The organism is Caldicellulosiruptor bescii DSM 6725, assembly GCF_000022325.1.
GTDB lineage: Bacteria > Bacillota > Thermoanaerobacteria > Caldicellulosiruptorales > Caldicellulosiruptoraceae > Caldicellulosiruptor > Caldicellulosiruptor bescii.
In genome coordinates this window covers 1,540,767-1,558,428 of the sequence record NC_012034.1, presented here as the reverse complement: position 1 = coordinate 1,558,428, position 17,662 = coordinate 1,540,767, and the positions used below count along the sequence as shown (strand labels likewise).

Here is a 17,662-nt window from a genome sequence, read left to right as displayed (position 1 = left end):
TGTGAAAAAAATATGCATTGTGGACTATGGGATGGGAAACTTAAGGAGTGTACAAAAAGCATTTGAATACATAGGCTTTAGAGCTTTTGTTACATCAAGCAAAGATGAAATTGAAAAGGCCGAGGCAATTGTTTTACCAGGAGTAGGAGCATTTGACGTAGCTGTATCAAACCTTGAAAGATTTGGCCTTGTTGATGTCTTGAAAAAAAAAATAAAAGAGTCTTTATTTTTGGGTATTTGCTTGGGTTATCAGCTCTTGTACGAATTTAGCGAAGAAGGCAATTGTGAGGGTTTAAGAATTTTCAACGGAGAGGTCAAAAAGTTTCCTCAAAAAGAGAACATCAAAATTCCACACATGGGATGGAACAGGATAAAAGTTAAAGGAAATTCAAAACTTTTAAAGGGTGTGGATAACCAGTTTGTGTATTTTGTTCATTCGTATTATGTGGAAAATAGAGATAAATCAATAGTATCTTCTGTGTGTGAGCATGGTATTGAGTTTGACTCTTCAATAGAAAGTGGCAATATATTTGCTACTCAGTTTCATCCTGAAAAAAGTGGTGAAGTGGGACTGCAAATACTTAAGAACTTTGGGGGATTGCTATGATTGTTATTCCTGCAATAGACCTTATAGATGGAAAGTGCGTAAGACTTACTCAGGGAGATTATAGTCAGGTTCAACTGTTCAATTCAGACCCAATTGAGCAGGCAAAACTTTTTGAAAAAAGTGGTGCTAAATACGTCCATGTTGTTGATTTGGATGGAGCAAAAGTTGGAAGGCCAGTGAATTTTGAAGTTATAAGAAACATAAAAAGAGTTACATCCTTGACAGTTGAATGTGGTGGTGGCATTAGAGACAAGGCTACTGTTGAGCTTTATATATCTTCAGGAGTTAACTATATCATTTTGGGTTCTGTAATCTTTAAAAATCCTGATTTTGTAAATGAAGTTATGAAGGTGTTTGGTAAAGAAAGATTTATTGCTTCTCTTGACTTTAAAGATGGTTTTGTAAAACTTTCTGGATGGCAGGAAGCAACAACAATTACCATTGAAGAAGGAATTATGAAAATAAAAACTTTGGGATTTGAAAGGCTTATTTATACAGATATAACAACTGATGGGATGCTAAAAGGACATAACTTTGAAGCTGCAAAATATATTCGAGAACTTTTTGATGGTTTTTTAACAGCATCAGGTGGGATTTCAACAAAAGAGGATATTATGAGGCTTAAAAGTATAGGTGTTGATGCGGCAGTTGTTGGAAAAGCTCTTTATACAGGACAGCTCAAATTAGAGGAGGTAATTAATTTACTTTAAATATTCAATTAAGGAGAAGGATACAAGTGGTTGCAAAGAGAATAATTCCCTGTCTTGATGTCAATAGAGGAAGGGTTGTTAAAGGAATAAACTTTATCAACCTTGTTGATGCTGGTGACCCTGTCGAAAGTGCTCAAAAATATAACCAACTTGGTGCTGATGAGCTTGTGTTTTTAGATATTACAGCATCGCATGAAGAGAGAAATATAATGATAGAGGTTGTAAAGAATGTAGCTGAAAAAGTTTTTATTCCTTTTACGGTAGGCGGTGGAATAAGAAATTTAGATGACATTAGAAATTTACTTTTGGCTGGTGCTGATAAGGTTTCAATTAACTCTGCAGCGGTTAAGAACCCTGACCTTGTAAATGAAGCTGCAAAGGTTTTTGGTTCACAGTGTATTGTGGTGGCAATTGATGCAAAAAGGCACAGTGACGGTTTTCATGTGTATATAAACGGAGGAAGGATAGACACAGGACTTGACGCTGTAAAGTGGGCAAAAGAAGTTGAAATGAGAGGGGCAGGCGAGATACTACTTACCTCAATGGACAGAGACGGAACAAAAGCAGGGTATGATTTAGAGCTTTTAGAGGCTATTTGTAGCAGCGTAAATATTCCTGTCATTGCTTCAGGTGGTGCTGGCAGGCCAGAGCATTTTTTGGAGGCTTTCAAGGCTGGAGCAGAAGCTGCTTTGGCTGCTTCTATATTTCATTTTGGAGAGATTTTAATTGGGGATTTAAAGGGTTACTTAAAAGATCATGGCATTGAGGTGAGGATATAAAATGATAGATATTTCAGCTTTGAAGTTTGACCAAAATGGACTTGTGCCTGTTGTTGTACAGGATAGCTCAACAGGTGAAGTACTTATGTTGGCGTACATGAACAAGGAAGCTTTAGAACTTACCATTCAGACAGGGTATATGCACTATTTTAGCCGAAGCAGAAACAAGATATGGAGAAAAGGGGAGACTTCAGGCAATGTCCAAAAATTAAAAGGTTTATTTTTAGACTGTGATGGTGATACCTTGCTTGCCATTGTTGAACAAACAGGGGTTGCATGTCATACTGGCAACAAAACATGTTTTTTCACCGCATTGGAAGGTGATATAAAAAAGGTGGCAACTGACATTATTTTTGAACTAATGAAAACAATTAATGATAGAAAGCAAAATAAGATAGAAGGTTCGTATACCTCTTACCTATTTGAAAAGGGACTTGATAAGATACTTAAAAAGATTGGCGAGGAGGCAACAGAGGTAGTAATTGGAGCAAAGAATGGTAAAAAAGAAGAAGTAATATATGAGATATCTGATTTGATGTACCACTTGAGCGTTTTACTGGCGTATTTTAACCTTGACTGGACAGATATTTTAAAAAGCTTGGAGGAAAGAAGAAAATAATACTTTTTGACTTTTTTCCATTGTTTAAAATTTGAAAAATATTATATAATATAAATGTTGAAGATTTTTACTATTTCTTAAAGAGGAGGGGTTTAAAAATGCAAAGATTTGCAGTGGTTATGGCAGGTGGTGGCGGTACAAGGTTTTGGCCTTTGTCACGAAGCTCGTCTCCGAAGCAATTTTTAAACCTCTCTGGAAATGACATTTTGATAAATGAAACAATTGATAGGATATCAAAGGTCATTCCCAAGAAAAACATTTTTATTGTCACAAACATAAACCAAAAAGAGATGATAGAGAAGGTACTTGATGAAGAGATAGATAGAAATAACATCATTTATGAACCAATTGGAAGAAACACTGCAGCTTGTATTTTATATGCTGCACTTAAAATTAAAAAAATACATGAAGATGGAATAATGTGTGTATTTCCATCTGACCACTATATTAAAGATAACGAGGGATTTGCTGAAGTAATAAATACCTGCATTGAAATTGCTGAAAAGCATGACAAGCTCATAACAATTGGAATAAATCCAACTTTCCCATCAACTGGCTACGGTTATATAAAATTTGACATAGATTCAAGTGATAAATATGAGAAAAAAGCTTATGAGGTTTTGGAATTTGTAGAAAAGCCATCATTTGACAGAGCAAAAGCGTATATAAAAAGCGGTAATTACCTGTGGAACAGTGGTATGTTCGTGTGGAAGATAGACACAATCATTCAAAACTTCAATAGATTCCTACCCAGAATCTACAATAGATTTTATTCTGTATATGAGTATCTTTGGACAGACCAAGAGTTTGAGAAAATAGGAGAGATATATCCATCTCTTCAGGATATATCTATTGACTATGGGATAATGGAAAGAGCTGACGAGGTGGTAGTGGTACCTGGCGATTTTGGCTGGAATGATGTGGGGTCATGGGATTCTCTTGGTGCAATATTTCCACCAGACGATGATGGTAACATTGTGAAAGCTTTGCATGTTGGGATTGATACGCGTGACTGCATAATTTATGGAAACAACAGACTTATCGCCACAATTAATGTATCTGATGTAATTATTGCTGAGACAGAAGATGCAGTTCTTGTTTGTGCAAAAAACAGAGCACAGGATGTTAAAAAGATTGTTGAAATTCTCAAAGAACGAAAGCTGGACAAGTTTATATAATCTTTTTATTAGCTCGTCATTATTTTTTTAAGAAGGGCGGTCTTATATGTCTGACAGCGCCAAAAAAATTACTAAAGCTACTTTTTTTGTTATCATTACAACTATACTGTCAAAATTGTTTGGATTTTTGCGTGAGGTTGTTTTAGGTGCTTTCTACGGGACGAGTTATAAATTGGACTCTTTGATTGCAGCCCAGCTGTTGCCGGGCGTTTTTTTTGCAAGTATTTTGGCTTCTTTTTCTACTACCTTTATCCCTATATACAATGAGATATTAGTAAAAGAAAGCAAAGAGAAAGCAAGTAGATTTGCCAGCAAATCACTTTTTTTAATTGTGATAGCTGCGCTCATTGTGGCAGTAGTAGGTTCTTTTCTTTCACCTTTTATAGTTAAAACAATCTTTAAGGGATTTGATGAGTCTTCAAAAAACTTAACTTGGCAACTGATGAGAATTACATTTTTTTATATAATCTTTTTAGGAGCTAACTTTATCTTGCAAGGATTTCTTCAGTCTAATGAAAATTTTGTGGTGCCTGTACTTGTAGGACTACCATTCAATGTAATTATCATCTTTTCAGCTTTTTTAAAGAAAGAATTTGACATCTATGGTGTTGCTGTTGCGTTTGTACTTGGATACTTTTCGATGGTGTTATTTCAAATGCCGTTTGCAGTCAAAAAGGGGTTTAAATTTAAATTAGATATTAATTTACGTGACCCATACATAATCAAACTTTTTAAGCTTGTTCTGCCTGTATTTATTGGTTCGTCGGTTATGTCACTTAATTCTTTTGTTGATAGGTACTTGGCTTCCTTTTTACCTGAGGGAAGTATTTCAGCTTTGAACTTTGCAGATAAACTAAATGGAGTAGTTTATGGTATATTTAGTAGCTCGATCTCTGCTGTAATTTATCCGTATTTATCACGATTTTTTTCAAGTGAAAAGAAAGAAGAGTTCAAAAAATATTTGGTACTTTCTATAAATTCTCTCATATTGATTATGGTGCCTATTACAGCTGCAGTTTTGGTATTATCACGTGAGATTGTCCAGTTTGTATATGAAAGAGGGGCATTTGATAGCCGTTCAACTTATCTGACAAGTGGTGCTCTTATGTTTTTTTCCTTAGGGTATTTAGGTTATGCAGTAAGAGAAATCCTTAGCAGAACTTTTTATTCAATCCAGGATACTCTCACACCAATGAAAAATGGTATTTTAGCTGTAGCAATTAATATAGTTTTAAATATCGTTCTTGTCAAATACCTAAAACACAGAGGTTTAGCGCTGGGTACAAGTATTGTTGCATATGTATCAGTATTTTTACTTATGCGTAGTTTGTTTAAAAAGATAGGAAAGATTGATCTAAAAAGCTCAATGATAGTCTTTGTAAAAGCACTATTTGCTTCTTTTGTGATGGTTATAAGTATTATTTTAGTGAAAAATCTGATACAAATAAAAACGCCTGTGACATTTATAACTAAGGTAACTAATCTTTTGATCTGGGGATTTGTCGGTGTAATTTCATATAGTACAGTAATATATTTATTGAAAATAAAAGAAGCTCAGTGGATATTGGAAAACTCAATAAAAATAATAAAAAAGGTTAAAGGATTAGCTGTAAAATAATAACATCCAAAAACCTACCAAATTTGCTACCAACTTTGATTAGCTTTCCGACTTCTACAAAACCAAATGATTTGTGTAGATGCAAACTTATATAGTTTTCAGCACACACTTTTGCAATTATGTTGGCAGCCCCTGTGTCTTTAGCTTTTTCTATTAAGAATTTTAAAATCTGCTTGCCAATGCCTTTGCCTCTGTGCAATGGATGTATATATATAGTATCTTCAACTGTGATTGAATAAGCTTCTTTTTCTGAGAATGGAGAAAGATACCCATATCCCAATATAGTGGAATTTTCTTCTGCTACATAAATAGAGTATTTGTTGCTATGGCTGTCAAGCAATTTCAAAAAATCTTCTGTGGTCTTGGGATGAATATCGAATGTGGATGTTGAATTCAAAACTTCATAGTTATAGATATAAAGCATGTTTGTGATATCAGAAATTGTTGCTTTACGAATGTTCATTTTACCTTTTTTCTCCTTTCATTAAAAAATTCTTAAGGAGTGAACGAAAATTACTAAAAAAGAAAAAGTAAGCTATGTAATAAAAGAACTTTTAAAAATTTATCCACAGCCAAAGTGTACTTTAAATTATAATAAACCATATGAGCTTTTGATTGCAACCATTTTGGCAGCACAAAGTACAGACGAGCGTGTAAATAAGATTACTGCTGAGCTTTTCAAAAAGTATCCTACACTTGAAAGCTTTGCAGAGGCAAATATCTCTGAGCTTGAGAACGACATAAAGCCTGTTGGGTTTTATAAAAATAAAGCTAAAAGTATAAAAGAGACTGCAAGAATCTTAGTTGAAAAATATAATGGTACGTTGCCAACTACTATTGAAGAACTTGTAAAACTTAAAGGAGTTGGGAGAAAGACAGCAAATGTAATAATGGCAAATATCTATGGAATACCTTCCATAATAGTTGACACTCACTGCAAAAGATTGTCAAACAGGCTTGGACTTGTAAATAGTAAAGATGCAACAAAGATAGAGTTTGAGCTAAAGAAGATTGTAGAGCCTCAGTTGTACACTATATTTAGCAATTTGATGGTTTACCATGGGAGAGCAGTTTGTAAGGCAATAAAGCCAAGATGTGAAGTGTGTACTATAAAAGATGTTTGTGAATATTTCAAGGCCCGAAAATAGAAGGGCCTATTTTTTTGTATTTTTACTGCCAAAGTGGTGAAAAATAAGTAAATAGAAAAAACGGTCTCAATCTTTGAAAGGAAGAATTGAAAAAGTGAAGGTAGGAGTTCCAAATAGTTTTTGCTATGCTGGAATGGAAAACTTTTTTATAAGAGTTATACCAGAAGTCTTAGAAGATTCTCAAATAATCTTTTCAGGCAAGACAACAAAAGAAATGGTAGAATATGGACTTAAAAATAGCTGCGATGAACTTTGTATCCCTGCCAAAATTTTTATTGGACATGTAGAATATCTTATAAGAAAAAAGAATGTAGATGTGTTGTTTTTGCCACGCCTTGTTTCTTTATTACCAGGCACATATTCATGCCCCAAGATTATTGGTATTCCAGATATCATAAAAACCAGCTACTGTGGAGTTGGGCTTATAGTCCCGGAGATAAATTTAAGAAAAAAGAGAAAAATAATGTCAGAAAAAAGTATGAAAAATGAACATCTTTTTGATTTTCCTATGGCCAAGATAGCTAAAACTAAAAATATACTGGTATTAGCACATAGCTATGTAATCTTTGATGAATTTTTAAACAAAGGTATATTGGAAACTATAAAAAACGCAGGCTACAATCCTATTTACCCCGCATACTATCGTTTTAGTTCTTTTTATATCTCCTCTGATTTGCCAAAGGAGTTCTTCTGGTCCTCTGCAAGGGATATTTACAATTATTTTGAATGGGCAGTAAATAATACACAAATTGACGGCACAGTGTACCTTATGACATTTGGATGTGGGATTGATTCTTTTTTGCAGGAACTGATTATGAGAAAATGCAATAAAGTAGGACTGCCTTATCTTTGTATAACTGTGGATGAACACGGTGCTGATGTGGGGATACTAACAAGAATAGAAGCATATTTAGATATGATTGAATGGAGGAGAAAAAGTGATGAGAAAAATAACATTTCCACATATGGGTAATCTATTTATCATAGGCAAAGCACTTTTTGAAGAACTTGGATTTGAAGTGGTCATTCCTCCATATAACAACAAAAGTGCTCTTGAAATTGGAAAGAGACTTTCACCCGAATTTATTTGTCTACCTTTTAAATTGAACATGGGAAATTTCATTCAAGCAATTGAAATGGGTGCTAACACTATTGTAATTTTTGGTGGATGTGGACCGTGTAGATTTGGATACTATGGTGCACTTGAAAAAGAGATTCTCAAAGATTTGGGCTATGATGTAGAGATGATAGTCATCGAACCTCTTTTTTATGGTTTTAGGAATTTTTTGGAGCGGGTAAGTAAGATATTTGCAAGAAAAAATATAGCCAGTGTATTAAAAAGAGTGTATAGGTTAGCCAAAAAGGTAGATGGGATTGAGAAAAAAGTACATTTTTTAAGACCAAGGGAAATGGTTAAGGGAAGTGTAGATAAAATATATGAAAAATTCAGAAATGAAGCAATAAAAGTTTTCGGAATTGATCAAATGGAAAGATTGGTTGATACCACGAATGTTTTGCTTGACAACTTATACATTGTAAATGAGAAGGTCAGAAAAATAGGAATTGTAGGAGAAATATATACTATTATCGATAGTTTTTCAAGCTTGAACATAGAAAAAATACTTGGTGAGATGGGATGTGAGGTTGAAAGAAATCTTTATATTTCCCAGTGGATTGATACACATCTAATATATCCAATATTTAAAAGGGAAGATCCAATTGTTAAGAGATATTCTAAAGATGTAATGCCAGTTTTAATTGGAGGTCACGCACGAGAGACCATTTCTTATGCCAAATACTATGCAACCCAGAAATATGATGGAATATTGCATATTTTTCCTCTCACATGTATGCCAGAAATAATAGCAAAATCAGTATTAAACGGTATAAAAAATCAAATAAATATTCCTATACTACACGTTGTAGTAGACGAAGTTGACAGTGACGTAGGAATTAAAACACGTTTAGAAGCCTTTTTAGACCTAATTGAAGCAAGGAGTGAGAAATTTGAAAGAAGAGTTATTTCTTGGGATTGATATTGGTTCTGTTAGTACCAATGTAGTCTTGATTGATAAAAATGGTGAAGTAATTGAAAGCATATATCTCAGAACCCAAGGAAAGCCTATTGAAATTTTACAAAAGGCTCTTAGCACTTTGTATGAAAAGTATGGAGACAGGTTGAAAATAAAAGGAGTTGGTACTACAGGGTCAGGAAGACATTTGGCATCGCTGGTGGTAGGAGCAGATATTGTAAAAAATGAGATAACTGCTCATGCAAAATCTGCAATCTTTTTTGTACCTGATGTAAGAACTATAATTGAAATAGGTGGACAAGATTCGAAAATAATTTTAATAAAAGATAGAATTGTTATTGATTTTGCTATGAATACAATCTGTGCTGCAGGAACAGGTTCTTTTTTAGATAGGCAAGCAGAAAGACTTAATATTCCAATAGAAAAATTTGGTGAGATAGCAATAAAATCACAAAATCCTGTAAGAATAGCTGGCAGGTGTGCTGTATTTGCTGAGTCAGATATGATTCACAAACAGCAGCTTGGACATCCTTGTGAAGATATTCTTTTTGGGCTTTGTTTAGCTCTGGCAAGAAACTATCTTGCTAATTTGGCAAAAGGAAAAAGGTTGGAAAGTCCAATACTATTTCAAGGAGGTGTTGCGGCAAATATAGCAATGAAAAAGGCATTCGAAGAGCTTCTTGGAATTCAGATTATAGTTCCCAAATACTATAATGTTATGGGGGCAATAGGTATTGCACTTTTGGCAAAAGAGAGGACAAAAGGTCTTATCACCAAATTCAGAGGTTTTGAAAACATACACAGGTGCAAATTTGAGACAAAAGGATTTGAGTGCCATGACTGCTCAAACTATTGTGAGGTTGTTAGTTTTTATAATAATGGCAATTTAGTGGCAAGGTGGGGTGATAAATGCCAGAAATACTCATCTAATAGGAATTATCATATTGAAAACTCTAAAAATCTGTGATATATTTAAATTAAGAATAACAAAACAAAGCTATGGCAGGAACTCTGCCGTGTGCGTTACAAGATGGTGAAGTTCCAGGCCAACACCATCAAAAAAGGGAATCCGGAGTCCAATAGTGGCGCATAGGCTTCCCACCCAAGGTTTTGCTTGGGTGACAAACAGGAAGTAATGCAAAGCTATTGGCAGGATACCCACCTGCTGAGGCAGGGTCTGGGAAACTCCCTGAGGACGGCATGGTGGAGTTCCTGACATAAAAGAAGAAAGACCCAAAAAACAAAAGAGGGTCTTTTATTTTTTTGATTTTCTTGTGAGAGGAGAGAATAAGAATATTGATAGGTCCAGCAGATATTTTCCAAAGAACTATGATGCTGATTGGAGAAGATAAGATTGAAAAACTGTCAAAGGCAAAAATAGCAGTATGTGGGCTTGGTGGAGTTGGAAGTTTTGCGTTTGAAGCTCTTGTTCGTTGTGGAGTAGGAAATTTTGTTATTGTTGACAAAGATAGAGTTGTTCCCTCTAACTTGAACCGTCAACTGATAGCTGCAATTCCAAATATAGGTAGATATAAAGTGGATATTGCACATGAAAGGGCAGTTGAAATTAATCCTTTTGTGAAAATAGAGATAATACCAAATAAAATTACATCTGAGAATATTTGTAAGATTTTTGGGAATAAGAATTTAGATTATATATTAGATGCAATAGATGATATTGGGGCAAAGGTTGCACTTATAAAATTTGCTACAAAAGAGAACATAAAAATAATAAGCTGTATGGGTATGGGCAATAGGATAAATCCTTTGCTTATAAAAGTTTCTGATATATATTCTACACGTTATTGTCCACTCGCTAAAAAACTTAGAAGTATTCTGAGAAAAGAAAATATTAAGAGTTTAAAGGTTGTGTACTCTGAGGAAAAACCATCAAAACCCGATTATAGATATTTAAAAGAAGAGTCAGAGAAAAAGCATGTACCAGCAAGTATTTCGTTTGTTCCACCTGTTGCAGGATTTATTATGGCTTATGAGGTGGTAAAGGACTTGGTTTTTGGTGATTAATTTTGATATACAAAAATAATCTTTTTTATGTTAAAATATTCAAAAAGGTCTTAAGAGAATCTGGAGGGAAAAATGAATACATACAAATTTGCAAGAACTTTTAGGGGGTTTAAACCAAGCTCTGTTATAGAGTATTTAAACAATTTGGAGATGACCTATGAAAAGGAAATAAAAGAAAAACAGGAAAAGATTGAAGAACTTAAGAAGGAAAATGAGGAGCTAAAAAATACTTTGAAAAAGCTTGAGGAAGAGCTTTCAAAATTGAACGAACAGAAAATAAAAATAGCAGAACTTCTCATAATTGCTCAGGAAAAAGCAGAGAGTATTGTATCAAAAGCAATTGAAGAAGGAGAAAATAAAAAAAGAGCTCTTCTTGCTGAAATTGAAGAGCATGAAAAACTTCTTCAAAATTTAAAAGACGAAATAAAGCGAATAAAAGGAGAACTTCAATCCTTCATTTCAAAATTTGATGAAAAAACTGTGAGAGATTCTCAATCTGAACTTCAAGAAGAGAGTAGCATTATGTAAAAATATGCTACTCTATTTTTTCATATTATTTCTGCCATTTTCATAAATTTACCTTAGAACAAACTTTGTGGAATGAGTAATGATAAGAGTGTTTAACATTTCCAAAATTATGAAGCTGGTCCTAATCACAATTCTTGTTTTGCTTACAATAAATACTATATTTATCTATTCAAGGCTAACTGTAGAGGTTATAAATCAAAAAAAGCTTCTACCAATTTACTGTGTTGACAGAAATGACAAGAAAATAGCGTTAACATTCGATGCTGCATGGGGAAACGACGATACAAAAGAACTGCTTAGTATACTCAAAAAATTCAATGCAAAAGCTACTTTTTTCCTTGTAGGATTTTGGGTAGAGAAATATCCTGAAGATGTAAAAAATATCTTCAGTCAAGGGCATGAAATAGGAAGCCATTCTAACAAGCATCTTCACATGTCAAGATTATCTGAATCTGAGATAATTAGAGATGTCAAAAGCTGTGAAGAAAAAATTATGAGAATTATTCATAAAAAGCCAGTGGTTTTTAGACCTCCATATGGCGATTACAATAACACTTTAATAAGAACTCTTTCTTCCTTGGGATATTATGTTATCCAATGGGATGTTGATTCACTTGATTGGAAAGATTTATCTGCCCAAGAGATTGCACAGAGAGTATTAAAGAGAGTAAAAAGCGGTTCAATTGTATTGTTTCATAATAATGCCAAAAATACTAAATTCGCTCTGTCAATTATACTAAGTAGTCTTTCCAAGCAGGGATATCAATTTGTAACAGTATCAGAGCTAATATACAAAGATGGTTATTATGTTGACCATCAAGGTGTTCAGAGGAAAATAGTAAGGTGACTTAATAATTGAAAGAAGAATGGTCACACTAATATATGCGGTAAAAAACAGCGGGGAGAAAAATAAAATGGTAAAAATAGGCGTATTGTATAAAAACCCATCGTACAAAGAGATGTTTAAAAGCGACTTTGTTGATTTTGTAAAAAAAAAGGGTAAAAAAATATTAGAGATAGATTTAGCGAATGAAAAAATCAATACCGAAAAAATTACAAATTTGCTTACAAACTTTAATCTTCCATTTAATTATATCATTTTTTATTTAGATTGTCCACAAAATGTTATTAAATATTGTGAACTGGTTGTTGTACTTCAGAACGAGATTTTAGATAAGTGGGAAGACATTTTTGATAAACACCAGAAAATTTTAATCTTTATGGATAATAACGTACCTTTGGTATTAAAAAATGCTTCTTGTAAGGTTGTTGACATAGGCTTTTCATCCCAAAACACCATAAATATAACTCATCTTGATTATGGCAATGATAACAAGGTAAGCATAAGCCTTTTCTTCCAGAGAGCTGTTGAAACTATTGACGGCAATATTATTGCCGAGAAAGAAATAAAAGAAAAAGAAGATCTACAAAAAGAGGAAGAGGGGATATCTGTCTGTGTGATTTCTGCTACTTTAAAAAGTTTGTGTGGTTTGAATTTGAATGTCTAAAAATTTAGTTTGTTGAATAGTATAAAAATAGGCTAATAAAGTACGAAAGGATGAGTGTTTGCCATGTCTCAAAATCCTTTAGAAAACAACAGAGTTTACTTATGTGGAAAGGTTGTTACTCCACTTAATTTTAGTCATGAGAGTTTTGGTGAGAAATTTTTTACATTTAAGCTTGAAGTTCCAAGGCTCTCTCAGCAAAAGGATATTTTAATTGTAACAGTTTCTGATAGACTTTTAATCAATGTAAATCTTGAAGAGGGAAGCTTGGCAGAAGTATTAGGACAGTTTAGGTCATACAACAATCCTTCAAATGTGGGAAACAGACTCATCTTAACAGTATTTGCAAGGGACATTAAAAATGTTGAGAGCATTGACCCTTCGAAGAATATCAATGAGATATTCTTAAATGGATATGTGTGCAAAAAACCTCAGTACCGTACCACGCCTTTAGGAAGAGAAATAACAGATATTTTGCTCGCCGTAAATAGGCTATACGGGAAGTCAGATTATATACCTTGTATTGCTTGGGGAAGAAATGCTCGTTTTGCAAGTACCTTTCAAATAGGTGATAACATAAAAATATGGGGAAGAGTGCAAAGTAGAGATTATCAAAAGAAATTGGAAGATGGTAGAGTAGAGATAAGAACTGCTTACGAGGTCTCTATATTTAAGCTTGAAAGAGTAGAAAAGAGTGAGAATGTAAGCTAAAGATGTGATGTAGATATTATCTTTGAAATATGATAAAATCATAAAAAGTGACAAAAGAAAAAAGAGGTGTAGTTGTTGAATCTTCCAAATATTCTCACAATTTTAAGATTTGTATTGGTACCAGTATTTGCTGCAATATTTCTTTCTCATCTGAAGTACAATTATCTTATAGCGCTGAGTATATTTTTATTATCAGGACTCACTGATGTTTTGGATGGTTTTATTGCACGAAGATACAATATGATTACACAATTTGGAAAGCTATTTGACCCGCTTGCAGACAAGTTGATGATACTTACAGTCTTGTGGTGCCTTGTTTTGAAAGAATATATACCTTCATGGGTTTTTTATATTGTGCTTGCAAAAGAGATTTTTATGATATTAGGTTCAGCTCTCTTATATGGGAAGATAAAAATAGTGGTTTCTGCTAATATCTATGGGAAAATTTCAACTTTTTTGTTTTACATAGCCATTGTCTCGTTAATTTTGAGATGGCAGATATCCTTTCCTACTCTCATATTAGCTTTAATTTTTGCTATTTTTGCACTTGTGATGTATGTATCAAAATATGTAAATGAATATAAAAGACTCAAAAGCACCTCCCGTGAATAACTGCATTGTAAGTTGGTTAACATACAAATAGGAGGTGCTTTTGTTATGAGTGAAAAAACTGAAAAAAGGTATGCAAGTTGGCTTGGCATAATTGTAAGATTTGTTGTTGCTTCTTTTATGATGCTTTTGATGCAGCTAATCTACCCCAACTTTGTATTCAGTAATTGGATGATAGGAATAGCTTTAATTGTAGCAATATCTGTGATAACATATATAATTGAGAGAATAACAACACTTTATAGAACCCCTATAGGAAGAGGAATAATTGCTTTTTTAGTAACTTTTGCTATTTTGTATTTTGGTAATATTTCAGTACCAGGTATTAAAGTACCCATTATAGCTAACTTGATTACCTCTTTTGTTGTAGGGATGTTTGATATATTTTTGCCAGATAGGGTATTTTAAATTGAAGAGTCAAAGGGGGTCTTCTTTTTGGATATTGGAAAGGTACCTTTAGAAATACTTAAGAAGCATGTCTTTAGTAATTTTAGAACAGACAAAAATTTTTTGTTACTTCCTAATATTGGAGAAGATTGTGCTGCTGTGGATATCGAAGGAGAAATAGCTGTTCTTACTACCGACCCAATTACAGCAGGTGACAGTATGAGTGGTTTTTTGTCGGTGATTGTTGCCTGTAACGATTTGGCAGCAGCAGGTGCACAGCCACTTGGGGTACTTACTACTGTGCTTCTTCCTCCCGGGAGTGATGAGGATGATTTTGCGTATATATTGACCCAAATAAGAGATGCTTGCAATAAATTGAACATCCATCTCTTAGGCGGACATAGCGAAGTGACAACTGCAGTTACAAGACCATTGATTGTTTCAACGGGCTTTGGAAAGGTAAAAAAAGAACTTCTTATTTCTACAGGTGGAGCAAAGCCGGGTGATAAAATTGTTATCACAAAAACAATAGGTTTAGAAGGCACTTTTATTTTATATAACAAGTATAAAGAAAAACTGAAGGATATATTAAATAGCCACGAAGAAAAAGAAATAGAAAGTTTTGTAGAAAAATTAAGTGTTGTGAAGGAAGGAATGATAGCAAGAGAATATGCCTCCAGTATGCATGATATTACAGAAGGCGGACTTTTTGGAGCTATATATGAGGTGTGTAGAGCATCAGGTAAAGGAGCTGTAATATATGAAGATATGATAAATCTCAGTGCTGCAGTTCAGAAAGTGTGCGCTTTTTTTAATTTAAACCCATATAAGCTTATCTCAAGTGGAAGTATGTTAATTACGACAAACATGGCAGATGAGCTGGTTAAAAAGCTTTTGCAAAATGGCATTGAATGCTGTATAGTTGGAGAAATTATAGAAAAACCGAATATAGAATTTATTTCTAAAAGCGGAGAAAAAACTTATATCAATGAGTTGCCAATAGATGAAATATATAAAGTTGTGTAGAAGAGAGGTAGAAAAAGGATGAAAATCCTTATCATTGATGATGATGTAAAGATATGTGAGGTAATAAAACTTTACTTAGAAAAAGAAGGATTTGAAGTAGTAGTTGCTCACAATGGTATGGATGGAATTGCTATGTTCAAAAATGAAATGCCCGACCTGGTAATACTGGACATTATGCTGCCCAAAAAAGATGGATATGAAGTCTGTAGAGAACTCAGAAAAATTAGTAACATTCCAATTATAATGCTTACTGCAAAGGGCGAGACATTTGATAAGGTACTTGGATTAGAGTTGGGAGCAGATGACTACATTGTAAAACCGTTTGATCCAAAAGAACTAATTGCACGAATAAAAGCAGTACTGCGAAGAACACAGGGTGAAGTCAATGATGAAAAGGTTGTTGTATATCCAAATCTAACAGTAAATCTCACTACATATGAGGTAAAACTTGAAGATAAAGTAATAGATATGCCGCCGAAAGAGATAGAGCTTTTGTATTTCTTAGCATCACATCCCAACAAGGTGTTCACAAGAGAGCAACTTCTTGACCATATATGGGGTTACAACTTTGTTGGAGACACTCGTACAGTTGATGTACACATCAAGAGAATAAGAGAAAAGATTGAAAAGGACAAATATCCTTGGAAGATAAAGACTGTATGGGGTGTAGGTTATAAGTTTGAAATTTAGGCTTTGTTGAGGAAGTGAAAAGAATTGAAATCTATATATTTTAAATTTGTGATGACATATACAATCATAATTGCAGTTGGATTTTTAATTTTTGGGACAGTGCTCAATAACCTTACAGAAAACTATTTTGTCTCTCAAAAACAGACTCAGCTTGTTCGTGAAGCTGAAAAGATAGCAACTGGACTTGCTCTTTGGTATATAACAGGGTTTTTGGAACAGGATAGACTTAGGTTCGAGATTAGATTTTTGAGGGATTATTTGAATGCTTCAATCCTGCTGATAAATAAAAATGCAAATGTAATATTAAACTCAGATGAACAGATTTATATAGATGATTTGAATTTGCAGAAAATAAGAGACAAGGTCTTTGAAGGAGAAATTGCTGTAAAAAAGCTTCTTATAGGGGATATGATAAAAAGAGAATATCTTGTGATAGGGTATCCGGTTGTGATAAATAACCATGTTGTCTCAGGACTGCTTCTTATCACCTCAACCGATGAAATAAGACAGACATTAAAGATGTATAATAAAATAATTTGGCTGATTACATTGTTTGAAGTTTTAGTTGTTTTGATAATAACATATGCACTGACTCAAAGGATTATAACTCCCATTAAAAAGCTTGCACAGGCTTCAAGAAAGATAGCTGAAGGTGATTTTTCACAAAAAATTCCTATTCCAAACAATAGTGATGACGAGATTAGCGAACTTATCTCATCTTTTAATTATATGACCGAAAAATTGGAAAACTTGGAGATGATGCGAAAAAGTTTTATTTCTAATGTGTCACATGAGCTCAGGTCTCCTCTTACCTCTATAAGAGGATTTGTAGAGGGTATATTGGATAAGACTATTCCAGACGACAAAAAAGATTTTTATCTGACCCTTGTAAAAGAAGAGGTTATAAAGCTTAACAATTTGATTAATCAACTTTTAGAATTGTCGAGACTTGAGTGGGGGAAAATAAATCTTAATTTGAGTGAATTTAAGATTTATTCTGTAATTGTAGAGGAGCTAATTAAGTTTGAGAAACGAATAGAAGAAAAAGAAATAGATGTAACTCTGCAAGTGGACGAAGAACTTGTTGTCAAGGCAGATAAGGATTTGATAAGCAGGGTTGTTCACAATCTTCTTGACAATGCTATAAAGTATAACAAGGTTGGCGGGAAGATATATATATATTCTGAAGTAGTAAATGGCAAAGCTTATATAACAATACAGGATACAGGCGTGGGTATTCCTGAAAGGCTACAAAAGCTTATCTGGGAAAGATTTTATAAGGTTGATGAGTCAAGAAGCCTTGAAAATGGAGTTGGGTTAGGGCTTTCAATTGTAAAAGAGATTATAAAGCTTCATAAACAGAACATCTGGGTTGAAAGCGAGGAAGGAGTTGGTTCTAAGTTTACATTCACACTGGATTTAAAATAATTTTTATTATTTATTAACAATTCGTTAATAATTTTTTCAAAAACAAGGGGTAGAATTATAA

At 33.5% G+C, this 17,662-nt stretch carries 21 protein-coding genes and 1 other RNA gene; 21 read left to right on the top strand and 1 reads right to left on the bottom strand.

Features of this window, described 5'->3' with window-relative positions:
- Position 1 precedes the first annotated feature (1 nt).
- The 6 genes from hisH to murJ all read left to right on the top strand — a co-directional run bounded on the left by hisH (position 2) and on the right by murJ (position 5,511).
- Positions 2-607 carry an imidazole glycerol phosphate synthase subunit HisH gene (gene hisH / locus ATHE_RS07355; protein ID WP_015907934.1) on the top strand — a complete coding sequence of 202 codons (606 nt, stop codon included), beginning with the start codon at positions 2-4 and terminating at the stop codon, positions 605-607.
- Positions 604-1,317: a 1-(5-phosphoribosyl)-5-[(5-phosphoribosylamino)methylideneamino]imidazole-4-carboxamide isomerase gene (hisA, locus tag ATHE_RS07350; RefSeq protein WP_015907933.1), complete on the top strand. Its 714-nt coding sequence runs from the start codon at positions 604-606 to the stop codon at positions 1,315-1,317. The genes hisH and hisA overlap by 4 nt, the downstream gene beginning before the upstream one ends.
- A gap of 26 nt (positions 1,318-1,343) precedes the next feature.
- Complete coding sequence (gene hisF / locus ATHE_RS07345; RefSeq protein WP_015907932.1) at positions 1,344-2,096, top strand: imidazole glycerol phosphate synthase subunit HisF; 753 nt, start codon at positions 1,344-1,346, stop codon at positions 2,094-2,096.
- 1 nt (position 2,097) lies between these two features.
- A complete protein-coding gene (gene hisIE / locus ATHE_RS07340; RefSeq protein WP_015907931.1) occupies positions 2,098-2,715 on the top strand; it encodes a bifunctional phosphoribosyl-AMP cyclohydrolase/phosphoribosyl-ATP diphosphatase HisIE in 618 nt (205 codons plus the stop codon).
- A gap of 98 nt (positions 2,716-2,813) precedes the next feature.
- Complete coding sequence (locus tag ATHE_RS07335; RefSeq protein ID WP_015907930.1) at positions 2,814-3,893, top strand: mannose-1-phosphate guanylyltransferase; 1,080 nt, start codon at positions 2,814-2,816, stop codon at positions 3,891-3,893.
- A gap of 46 nt (positions 3,894-3,939) precedes the next feature.
- A complete protein-coding gene (gene murJ / locus ATHE_RS07330; protein WP_015907929.1) occupies positions 3,940-5,511 on the top strand; it encodes a murein biosynthesis integral membrane protein MurJ in 1,572 nt (523 codons plus the stop codon).
- Here murJ and ATHE_RS07325 read toward each other — a convergent pair.
- Positions 5,489-5,974 carry a GNAT family N-acetyltransferase gene (locus ATHE_RS07325; RefSeq protein ID WP_015907928.1) on the bottom strand — a complete coding sequence of 162 codons (486 nt, stop codon included), beginning with the start codon at positions 5,972-5,974 and terminating at the stop codon, positions 5,489-5,491. The genes murJ and ATHE_RS07325 overlap by 23 nt on opposite strands.
- A 49-nt stretch (positions 5,975-6,023) precedes the next feature.
- On the opposite strand from ATHE_RS07325, the gene nth reads away from it, so the two are divergent.
- The 15 genes from nth (at position 6,024) to ATHE_RS07255 (ending at position 17,601) form a co-directional block, all read left to right on the top strand.
- A complete protein-coding gene (nth, locus tag ATHE_RS07320; RefSeq protein ID WP_041727147.1) occupies positions 6,024-6,659 on the top strand; it encodes an endonuclease III in 636 nt (211 codons plus the stop codon).
- A 94-nt stretch (positions 6,660-6,753) separates the two neighbouring features.
- Positions 6,754-7,632: an acyl-CoA dehydratase activase-related protein gene (locus tag ATHE_RS07315; RefSeq protein WP_015907926.1), complete on the top strand. Its 879-nt coding sequence runs from the start codon at positions 6,754-6,756 to the stop codon at positions 7,630-7,632.
- Positions 7,601-8,695, top strand: a complete 1,095-nt coding sequence (locus ATHE_RS07310; RefSeq protein WP_015907925.1) for a hypothetical protein — start codon at positions 7,601-7,603, stop codon at positions 8,693-8,695. Before ATHE_RS07315 ends, ATHE_RS07310 begins: the two co-directional genes overlap by 32 nt.
- The gene (locus ATHE_RS07305) at positions 8,667-9,659 is read left to right on the top strand and encodes an acyl-CoA dehydratase activase (RefSeq protein ID WP_015907924.1); all 993 of its coding nucleotides are present in this window, start codon (positions 8,667-8,669) and stop codon (positions 9,657-9,659) included. Before ATHE_RS07310 ends, ATHE_RS07305 begins: the two co-directional genes overlap by 29 nt.
- 38 nt (positions 9,660-9,697) lie before the next feature.
- A non-coding RNA gene (gene ssrS / locus ATHE_RS14280) (6S RNA) lies at positions 9,698-9,906 on the top strand.
- Positions 9,907-9,988: 82 nt separating this feature from the next.
- Positions 9,989-10,717 (top strand): tRNA threonylcarbamoyladenosine dehydratase, encoded by a 729-nt coding sequence (locus ATHE_RS07300; protein WP_015907923.1) that lies wholly within the window; start codon positions 9,989-9,991, stop codon positions 10,715-10,717.
- A 72-nt stretch (positions 10,718-10,789) separates the two neighbouring features.
- Positions 10,790-11,245 carry a DivIVA domain-containing protein gene (locus ATHE_RS07295; protein WP_015907922.1) on the top strand — a complete coding sequence of 152 codons (456 nt, stop codon included), beginning with the start codon at positions 10,790-10,792 and terminating at the stop codon, positions 11,243-11,245.
- Between the two features lie 79 nt (positions 11,246-11,324).
- Positions 11,325-12,092, top strand: coding sequence for a polysaccharide deacetylase family sporulation protein PdaB (gene pdaB / locus ATHE_RS07290; RefSeq protein ID WP_015907921.1), 768 nt, complete (start codon positions 11,325-11,327; stop codon positions 12,090-12,092).
- Positions 12,093-12,159: 67 nt separating this feature from the next.
- Complete coding sequence (locus ATHE_RS07285) at positions 12,160-12,753, top strand: hypothetical protein (RefSeq protein ID WP_015907920.1); 594 nt, start codon at positions 12,160-12,162, stop codon at positions 12,751-12,753.
- Positions 12,754-12,816: 63 nt separating this feature from the next.
- Complete coding sequence (locus tag ATHE_RS07280) at positions 12,817-13,461, top strand: single-stranded DNA-binding protein (protein ID WP_015907919.1); 645 nt, start codon at positions 12,817-12,819, stop codon at positions 13,459-13,461.
- A gap of 72 nt (positions 13,462-13,533) precedes the next feature.
- On the top strand, positions 13,534-14,073 hold the full coding sequence (pgsA, locus tag ATHE_RS07275; protein WP_049760253.1) for a CDP-diacylglycerol--glycerol-3-phosphate 3-phosphatidyltransferase: 540 nt from the start codon (positions 13,534-13,536) through the stop codon (positions 14,071-14,073).
- A 45-nt stretch (positions 14,074-14,118) separates the two neighbouring features.
- Positions 14,119-14,478, top strand: coding sequence for a phage holin family protein (locus ATHE_RS07270; RefSeq protein ID WP_015907917.1), 360 nt, complete (start codon positions 14,119-14,121; stop codon positions 14,476-14,478).
- Between the two features lie 27 nt (positions 14,479-14,505).
- Complete coding sequence (locus tag ATHE_RS07265; protein WP_015907916.1) at positions 14,506-15,483, top strand: AIR synthase family protein; 978 nt, start codon at positions 14,506-14,508, stop codon at positions 15,481-15,483.
- Between the two features lie 18 nt (positions 15,484-15,501).
- Positions 15,502-16,173, top strand: a complete 672-nt coding sequence (locus tag ATHE_RS07260) for a response regulator transcription factor (protein WP_015907915.1) — start codon at positions 15,502-15,504, stop codon at positions 16,171-16,173.
- A gap of 24 nt (positions 16,174-16,197) precedes the next feature.
- The gene (locus ATHE_RS07255; protein WP_015907914.1) at positions 16,198-17,601 is read left to right on the top strand and encodes a sensor histidine kinase; all 1,404 of its coding nucleotides are present in this window, start codon (positions 16,198-16,200) and stop codon (positions 17,599-17,601) included.
- The last annotated feature ends 61 nt before the right edge of the window (positions 17,602-17,662 follow it).